This window comes from Streptomyces anatolicus, assembly GCF_019400875.1.
In the GTDB taxonomy this organism is placed as follows: domain Bacteria; phylum Actinomycetota; class Actinomycetes; order Streptomycetales; family Streptomycetaceae; genus Streptomyces; species Streptomyces anatolicus.
In genome coordinates, this window is sequence record NZ_WMBF01000265.1 from 1 (window position 1) to 8,649 (window position 8,649).

6 protein-coding genes and 1 pseudogene are annotated in these 8,649 nt (G+C 72.5%); 5 read left to right on the forward strand and 2 right to left on the reverse strand.

Annotation, left to right across the window (positions count from 1 at the left end; translation table 11 throughout):
* Together GKQ77_RS21425 and GKQ77_RS21430 are read left to right on the forward strand one after the other, a co-directional pair.
* On the forward strand, positions 1–1,163 hold a 1,163-nt coding region (locus GKQ77_RS21425; protein ID WP_219690548.1), incomplete at its 5' end, for a cytochrome P450.
* Positions 1,164–1,179: 16 nt separating this feature from the next.
* Positions 1,180–1,392 carry a ferredoxin gene (locus tag GKQ77_RS21430; RefSeq protein ID WP_219690549.1) on the forward strand — a complete coding sequence of 71 codons (213 nt, stop codon included), beginning with the start codon at positions 1,180–1,182 and terminating at the stop codon, positions 1,390–1,392.
* On the opposite strand, the gene GKQ77_RS21435 is transcribed toward GKQ77_RS21430, so the two are convergent.
* Complete coding sequence (locus tag GKQ77_RS21435) at positions 1,381–3,927, reverse strand: polysaccharide lyase family 8 super-sandwich domain-containing protein (protein ID WP_219690550.1); 2,547 nt, start codon at positions 3,925–3,927, stop codon at positions 1,381–1,383. The two genes, GKQ77_RS21430 and GKQ77_RS21435, sit on opposite strands and share 12 nt — an antisense overlap.
* Positions 3,928–4,206: 279 nt before the next feature.
* Between GKQ77_RS21435 and GKQ77_RS21440 the strand changes: the two genes are divergently transcribed.
* Positions 4,207–4,368, forward strand: coding sequence for a hypothetical protein (locus tag GKQ77_RS21440; RefSeq protein WP_219690551.1), 162 nt, complete (start codon positions 4,207–4,209; stop codon positions 4,366–4,368).
* An 83-nt stretch (positions 4,369–4,451) separates the two neighbouring features.
* Here the strand turns inward: GKQ77_RS21440 and GKQ77_RS21445 are convergent, their stop codons facing one another.
* Positions 4,452–5,105 (reverse strand): pyridoxamine 5'-phosphate oxidase family protein, encoded by a 654-nt coding sequence (locus tag GKQ77_RS21445; RefSeq protein WP_258021706.1) that lies wholly within the window; start codon positions 5,103–5,105, stop codon positions 4,452–4,454.
* Between the two features lie 233 nt (positions 5,106–5,338).
* Between GKQ77_RS21445 and GKQ77_RS21450 the strand changes: the two genes are divergently transcribed.
* Both GKQ77_RS21450 and GKQ77_RS21455 read left to right on the forward strand, forming a co-directional pair.
* Positions 5,339–8,269, forward strand: a complete 2,931-nt coding sequence (locus GKQ77_RS21450; protein WP_219690553.1) for a glycoside hydrolase family 2 TIM barrel-domain containing protein — start codon at positions 5,339–5,341, stop codon at positions 8,267–8,269.
* A gap of 52 nt (positions 8,270–8,321) precedes the next feature.
* Positions 8,322–8,649: pseudogene (locus GKQ77_RS21455) on the forward strand (hypothetical protein); the annotation flags it as partial.

Here is an 8,649-nt window from a genome sequence, read left to right on the forward strand (position 1 = left end):
CCTACCACCCGCCCACCGCCTACGCGCCCCTGCGCGACGCCCGCCCGCTCTCCCGCGTCACCCTCTTCGACGGGCGCGTCGTGTGGGCGGTCACCGGGCACGCGACCGCCCGCGAACTCCTCGCCGACCCCCGGCTCTCATCGGACCGCGAGAACGAGGACTTCCCCGCGCCCTCCGAGCGCTTCGCCGGTGTCCGCAACCGCAGCGTCGCCCTGCTCGGCGTCGACGACCCGCGGCACAACACCCAGCGCCGGATGCTGATCCCCAGCTTCTCGGTCAAGCGCGTCGCCGCCCTGCGCCCGCGCATCCAGGAGACCGTGGACCGGCTCCTGGACGCCATGGAGGCGCAGGGACCGCCCGCCGAACTCGTCAGCGCGTTCGCGCTGCCCGTGCCGTCCATCGTGATCTGCGCGCTCCTCGGCGTGCCCTACGCCGACCACGACTTCTTCGAGGAGCAGTCGCGCCTTCTGCTGCGCGGCCCCGACGCGCGGGTCACCCAGGCGGCTCGGGACGAACTGGACGCGTATTTCCACGCGTTGATCGACCGCAAGCGCGCGGAGCCGGGTGACGGGATCCTCGACGAGCTGATCCACCAGCAGCTCGCGACGGGCGCGGTGGACCGCGAGGAGCTGGCCGACCTGGCCACGATCCTGCTCGTCGCGGGCCACGAGACCACGGCGAACATGATCTCCCTCGGTACGTTCACCCTGCTCCAGCATCCCGAGCGGCTCGCCGAACTGCGGCCGGGCCCCGGCGGCGCCGACCCGTCGCTGATGCCCGCCGTCGTCGAGGAGTTGCTGCGCTATCTCTCCATCGCGGACGGCATGCTGCGCGTGGTGAAGGAGGACATCGAGGTCGCGGGCAGCACGCTGCGCGCCGGCGAGGGCGTCGTCTTCTCCACCTCCCTCATCAACCGCGACGACGCGGCCTACGAGGATCCCGAGGAGCTGAACTGGCACCGCACGACCCGCCACCACCTCGCCTTCGGGTTCGGCGTCCACCAGTGTCTGGGCCAGAACCTCGCCCGCGCGGAGCTGGAGATCGCCCTGCGGTCCCTCTTCGAGCGGCTGCCGCGCCTGCGCCTCGCGGTGCCCGCCGAGGAGATTCCCTTCAAGCCCGGCGACACCATTCAGGGCATGATCGAACTTCCGGTCAGCTGGTAGGAGTCAGGGGTTGACGATGACGGAGGGAAGCAGCGTGATCCGTGTCGACATGGACCGGTGCGTGGGAGCGGGCATGTGCGCGCTGACCGCGCCGGGCGTCTTCACGCAGGACGACGACGGCTTCAGCCAGGTGCTGCCGGGCCAGGAGGACGGCGGCGGCGACCCGATGGTGCGCGAGGCCGTGCGGGCGTGCCCGGTACAGGCCATCAGCGCCGGGTCAGCCCCGTAGCGTGACGGTGAGGCTTCTGCCGTACGCGTGATGGGTGTCCACGTCGATCCGTGTGCCGCCGGGCGCCCGGCTCACGCGCACGCCCGGGTCCGCCGTGACCTTCTGGAGGTGGCGGCCGAGGAGCAGGACCGTGATCCGGTCCCGGCCCATGGTCGGGTCGGACACGGCCACGGCGGTCGTCGCCCCGCCGTGGCGCCCCTGGCGGCGCACGAGGACCGAGGCGGGGCCATCGACGCGCAGTCCGGCGGTCTCGTGCCGTCCGCGCGTGAAGGTGTTGGCGGCGGTGAGACCCAGGCCGCCGTGTGAAATGGCTTGCATGCGAGGGGAGTTGGCGAGGACCTTGAGCGGGCCATGGCGGTGGTGGGCGCGCAGCAGCTCCTCGGTGGCGTTCGGCACCAACGCGTAGGCGAGGCGGGCCGGCCGGGCTCCGGCAGCCCCGTCGACGGTCACGCCGAGGACCGAACGCGTCACCGGCGTATCGGGGTTGGCGGTGCGCACCACCCGGCGGCTGCGGGTGACCCGGTCAAGGGCGACCCGGACCGGTGGCGTGTCGAGGAAGAGGTAGCCGACCGAGGTGTCCTGCGTGGTGTTGGCGTAGCGCAGCCAGCGCAGGTCTGCGGTGCCGGGACCGGTCCAGGACCGGCCGTCGCGGCGGATGCCGGTCAGCGAGATCCGGTCGTCGGGGCCTGCGGTGCGGGCGTCGACGGTCGTGGTCACGGCCCGGCCCGCCGCGTCGCCGACCCCGGCGGCGAGCACCACGATCTCGTCGTCGAGAAGGAACCACGACTTGGTGGCCGTCGCGTTCCGGTACACCACGAAGTCGTCGGGGAGCAGCGCCCGGTCGCGGTGGGCCGCGTCGCTCGACTGCACCATGCCCGCGGCGCCGTACGCCCCGAGGACCGCGCCCCCGGAGTGGCTGTTCGTGCCGCGCGGGAAGTAGACGTACTTGTTCTGCGACTCCGACGACGAGGTGAAGTGCAGGGGGTGGCCGGGGTTGTCGTAGTACGCCTTGCCGTACAACTCCGGTACGGAGCGCCGCTGTTCGACCGGCGCCATGACGCCCGCGAGGCCGTAGGGCGAGACCGTCGTGTAGTAGTCGACGCCGTATGCCTGCGTCTGGTCCTGACCGGAGAGGTAGAGGTAGTACGCGCCGTCGCCCTGGAACCACGGCATGAGGTTCTCGCCGTTCATGTACTCGTACTTGCTGATCCGGTCGGAGCTTCGCGCGAGGGCGAAGGCGTAACCGGGCCTGCGGTGGACGGTCTTGTCCATGGCGTTGAAGGCGACGCTGCGCTCGGCGGGGTTGAGGTCGGCGGGCGGCACGGACGCGTCGCCGACGATGTCGGCGTAGCGCGCGACGCTGACCGGGGAGACGAAGCGGGCCGGGTCGAGGGCGGTGCGCGAGGTGGCCCTGATGTGCTTGACGTAGCTCTTGAGGGCGGTGGCGTCGGCCGCGGCGGCGAGCGAGGAGAGGTCGACGGCGGCCTCCACGACCACCGCCACATCGGCGTACCCCGAGTCCGTGCGCGCCACCGCGCGGCCCTTGACGATCTCCATCATCCAGCCCTCGAAGATCAGCGGGGCGAAACCGTCCTTCACCCAGCCGTACACGGTCGGCACCAGTTCCCCGCCGTGCGCGAAGCCCGTGCCGTCGAGGATCTTCAGGGTCTGTACGACGCGGGTGAGCAGGCCTTTGCCGTACGAACCCGTGTACGCGACGGAGGCGTGCTGGATGAACGAGCCGTCCGCGTAGTGGCCGTCCGTCACGCCGTGCCGCAGCCGGTAGGGGTCGATGGTGAGGAAGACCGTCAGCTGGTCGGTGAGAGCCTTGCGGATGCGGGCCTCGCCGCCCTCGCCGAGCAGGGCGCCCTGGAGGATGCGATTCGTGGTGATGTCGGCGAGGTTGGCGCCGGTGTGGAAGCGGGAGTCGAGGTTCACGTCGCCGTCGGTGCCGTTGCGCAGATAGGCGTCCATGGAGGTGACGTAGGTGCGGACCAGTTCGGGGCGGTAGGAGGCCACCTCGTCCGCGAGCAGCGCCAGGGTCTTGCTGACGCTCTGGGAGATGCCGATCTCCCAGTGGAACCAGTTGCCGTAGTAGCCCTTGGACTGGTCGCCGTAGTAACGCTCGTGCAGCCACACAAGGCCGTCGATCACCCGGCGCTGGACCGCGGTGTCGCCGTGCAGCCCGGAGCCGGGGGCTCGGGTGGCGAGGGCGGTCTCGTACAGGCGGCGGTAGGTGGTGTTCAGGTGCGCGTCGTCGGTGCCGAGCGGCAGACCGGCGAAGAGTTCGCCCTCGCCCGCCTCGTCCATGGCCTTCAGGTTCGCCCGCGCGGTCCGCTCGATGGCGGCGAGCTTCGCGGCCGTCTCGGGGCGGGCGTTGGAGGCGGCGGTTCCGGCGAAGACCGCCACGGTGTTGGCGAGCAGCCGGGCCCGGCCCTCGGCCGCCGCGGCGGCGTCCGCGCGGCCCGCCGGGATCGCCGCCAGCAGTCCGGCGGCCGACAGGGCGGACAGCAGGCGTCTGCGGGTGATCTCCATGGCGGCCTCCACCGGCGGCGTGCGTGGCGTCCGGGCGGGCGGAGTCAAGCAGATGCCTCCACGGCGGACAAGGGTCCGCGCGCCGACGCGCCGACCGGGATTGATAGCGTCCCCTCTGATCTTGACGCGGTCCATGTCTTGATGCGCTCACTCACGTCTTGATGCGGCTCGCCTCTAGATGGGGTGCTGGCCTTGATCCGGTGCGCGTCTTGATCCGGTGCGCGTCTCGGTTGGGCGAGCGCGGCGTGCCATGACGGCGGCGGGCCCGCGTTGTCCACCGTGGAGACGGGCCAGGCGTCCGGCGTGGCGATGGGCGGCCAAGACGGTCGCCGCGCCGCGAAGGCCTCCGCGGCCGACCTGGCGTACGAGCGGGCCGCGCTGAAGGAGTTCGCGCGCCGCTCGGCGAAGGCGCACGGCTGCGGGGCGCCGAGGCTGCCCTGAACACTGCGGGGCGCCCAAGCTGCCCTGAGCCGTCCGGCTCGCCCCGCGCCTCGCGCCTCCTACCCCTGCCGCGTCGCCCGGCGCTACCCCTGCCGCGTCCCCCCGCGCCCCGCGATATGCGGCGGCGGTTCGATCCCGGCCGGCAGCAGCGGGTCGGCGACGGGCTCGCCCCAGGCGGCGGTCAGCGGAAGGTTGCCCGCCCAGACGCCGAGTCCGGCGTCCGGGCCCTCACCGTCGTCCGGGGGCCCGACGGCCACCTTGACGGAGGCCTCCGCCAGGGAGAGGGCGAGCACGGTGGTCGCGGCGAGTTCCTTGCGGCTCGGACGGCGGGCGTACTCCCACTGGCCGGGCGTGGCGTGCTCGGTGAGCAGCCGCAGGCCGCGCAGCTTCTCCTCCGGGTCCGTCACCTTGCGCGGGACACCGTGGATCATCGCGCTGCGGTAGTTGACGCCGTGTGCGAACACCGAGCGGGCCAGGATCAGGCCGTCGACGTGGGTGACGGTGACGCAGACCGGCGCCCCGGGGTCGGCGGCGAGGCTGCGGCTGGCGACGGAACCGTGCAGGAAGAGTTCGGTGTCGTCACGGCCGTAGACGGTCGGTACGACCATGGGGTGGCCGTCGACGACGACACCGAGGTGGCAGACGAAGCCCGCGTCCAGGATCGCTTCCAGGTCGGCGCGCTCCAGGCTGCCCTGTTCACGCAGGCGGCGGTGGCGGGTGCGGTCGGTCACGGGCAGTTCCGGGGGCAGCGCTGACGGCTGAGGGCGTCTGTTCACACGGCGACAAGCTACCGATACCGCCGCGCACTTGCCATAGTTCGACGAATTCCGTCTCTCCAAAGCCCATCGACCTCCGGAATTCGCAGTAGGCCCCGCACCCGTCCAAGCTCTGCCCGGAGAGTCCATCAACTCCCGCTCCGAAACAATTGTGAGCCCCGCCCCGGCACGGTCTGATGGAACGCATGGATCACATGGATCTCCGTACGGATCACGGCATGGATCTCCGCCACCACGAGGACTTCGGCCCCGGCACCGGCAGCCTCCCGCCCCGCGCCTGGTACGCCGCGTCGGACGCCGCCGCCCTCTCCCTCAACGGCACCTGGCGCTTCCGCCTCTCCGCCACCGCCGACGCCGAGGACGAGTCGTTCGCCGCCCCCGGCCATGACCGCGCGACCTGGGGCGAGATCACCGTCCCCGGCCACTGGGTGCTCCAGGGCCACGGCTCCCCGCACTACACCAACCAGCTCTACCCGTTCCCGGTGGACCCGCCGCGCGTGCCGACCGACAACCCCACGGGCGACCACCTGCGCACCTTCGACCTGCCATCCGACTGGCCCGCGTCCGGCACCACCGTGCTCCGCTTCGACGGCGTCGAGTCCTGCGCCCGCGTCTGGCTCAACGGCACGGAACTCGGCGACTTCAAGGGCTCCCGGCTCCCGCACGAGTTCGACGTCGGCGCGCTGCTGCGCCCCCAGGGCAACGTCCTCGCGGTCCGCGTCCACCAGTGGTCCTCCGGGTCGTACCTGGAGGACCAGGACCAGTGGTGGCTGCCGGGCATCTTCCGCGACGTGACGCTGCTGCACCGGCCCGAGGACTGCGTGGGCGCCCACTTCGTGCACGCGTCCTACGACCATCGTGCGGGGACCGGCACGCTGCGGGTCGACGCGGACACCCAAGGGCGCGCGGACGCCCAAGGACGTACGGACGCCCAAGGGCGCGTCACCGTCGCCGAGTTGGGCATCGACGTGGCGACGGGCGAGGCGGTCACCGTGCCCGTCGAGCCGTGGACCGCCGAGACCCCGAGGCTCTACGACGGGGTCCTGGCCACGGCGGGCGAGCGGATCCCGCTGCGCATCGGTTTCCGTACGGTCGCCGTCGAGGACGGGCTCATCAAGGTCAACGGCCGCCCTCTCCTCTTCCGCGGCGTCAACCGCCACGAGTTCCACCCGCGGACGGGCCGCGCCCTCGACCTCGCCACCATGCGCGCGGACATCCTGCTGATGAAGCGGCACAACATCAACGCCGTCCGCACCAGCCACTACCCGCCACACCCAGCCTTCCTCGACCTCTGCGACGAGCTGGGCCTGTGGGTCATCGACGAGTGCGACCTGGAGACGCACGGCTTCCAGGCGATCCGCTGGCGCGGCAACCCCGTCGACGACGACCGCTGGACGCCCGCCCTCCTCGACCGCGCGGCCCGCATGGTCGAGCGCGACAAGAACCACCCCTCGGTCGTCATCTGGTCGCTGGGCAACGAATGCGGCACGGGCCGCGGCCTGACCGCCATGGCCGAGTGGATCCGCGCCCGCGACGACAGCCGCCTCCTGCACTACGAGGGCGACAGGTCGTGCGCCGACACCGGCATGTACGCGCGGATGTACGCCGACCACGCCGAGGTCGAGCGCATCGGGCGTGGCGAGGACGAGGGGCCCGAGCGTCGGCGTCAACTCCCCTTCGTCCTCTGCGAGTACGGGCATGCCATGGGCAACGGCCCGGGCGGGCTCAGCGAGTACCAGCGGCTCTTCGAGACGTACGAGCGGATTCAGGGCGGCTTCATCTGGGAGTGGATCGACCACGGCCTCGCGCACCCCTCGTACGAGTACGCCTACGGCGGTGACTTCGGCGAGGAGTTGCACGACGGCAACTTCGTCTGCGACGGGCTGGTCCTCCCCGACCGGACGCCGTCCCCGGGCCTCGTCGAGTACAAGAAGGTGATCGAGCCGGTCCGCATCGAGGGCGGCGGCCACGAGGGGGCCGTACAGATCACCAATCTGTACGACTTCGCCACGCTCGACCACCTCTCCTTCACCTGGTCCTACGAGCGGGACGGTGTGCGCGTCGCCGACGGCACCCTGGCGGTGCCCGCGACCGGGCCCGGCGAGCGCGCCGAGGTGAAACTGCCGTCGGCGCCGAGGTGCGACCCGGGCGGGGAGACCCAGTGGACGGTCCGTGCGGTGCTCGCGTGGGACACCGCGTGGGCGGAGCGCGGCCACGTCGTGGCGTGGGCCCAGTTCACCGACGAGAGCGGCGTGAGCCCGGCCGTGGTGGGCGGTACGGCACCGGTGCGGGACGAGGGCCGGATCGCGCTCGGGCCCGCCCTCTTCGACGCCCGCGGCACGCTGCTGGCCCTCGACGGCCTGGAGATCGAGGATCTGCGCCTGGACGTGTGGCGGGCGCCCACCGACAACGACAACGGCATGCCCTGGCGCCCCGAACCCTCACCCGCCGCCCGGTGGCGCGCGCTGGGTCTCGACCGGATGCAACACCGCCTCGACGCCGTCGAGTTGGCCGAGGACGCCTTGGTCGTACGTACCCGGGTCGCGCCCGCCGCGAGCGATCTGGGTCTGCGCGTGGCGTACCGCTGGCAGTCCGACGGGAGCCGCCTGCTGCTGGCGCTGGAGGTGGAGCCGGAGGGCGAGTGGAGCGTGCCGCTGCCCCGCGTCGGCATCCGCTTCGGGCTGCCCGGCGCGTCCGGGCCCGTGCGATGGTTCGGCGGCGGGCCCGGCGAGGCCTACCCCGACACCCGCGCGGCCTCGATGACCGGCGTCTGGGAGTCGGACGTCGACGCGATGCAGACCCCCTATGTACGCCCGCAGGAGAACGGCGCCCGCCCCGGCCTGCGTTGGGCGGAGATCGGCGGGCTGCGGATCGACACCGGCGACAGGCCGTGGTTCACCGCCCGCCGCTGGACCACCGAACAGCTCGACGCCGCCCGGCACCGCACCGACCTCACTCCGGGCGACACGGTCTGGGTCAACCTCGACATCGACCAGCAGGGCATCGGCACGGGATCCTGCGGCCCCGGCGCCCTGCCGGAGCATCAGCTGCACGCCCGGCCGGAGAGGCTGGAGGTCACCTTCTCCACCGCCGTGACCCGGGGAAACGGGGCCGCCCGGCACTAGACTGGGCATGAACACCGACCCCACGTGCCGCCCTGGGGGGAGGGAGCACCGCATGCCACACCAGCGGCTCGGCCGCGGCCCGTCAAGGCCCGAACCCGCCCCGGAACCGCGACCCGACGCGCCCCCGGGGCGCTTCGTGGGCTGGCTCGGCGGCTTCGGCTGCGCGGCGGCCGGGTACGCGGTGTTCCAGTCGCTGGTGGGCGTGTTGCCGGACGCGATCTCGGCGGACGCCGCGCGCTACGGCATCGCGACGGTGAGCGGTCTCGGCGTGGGCCTCGCCGCCTGGCTCTCGGCCGCGCTGATCAGGGCGAGGGCGGAGGCCGGGGGCGAGGACGGTGACGGCGCGGACGAGGACGGGCCCGGCGGCGGCCGCGTGAGCC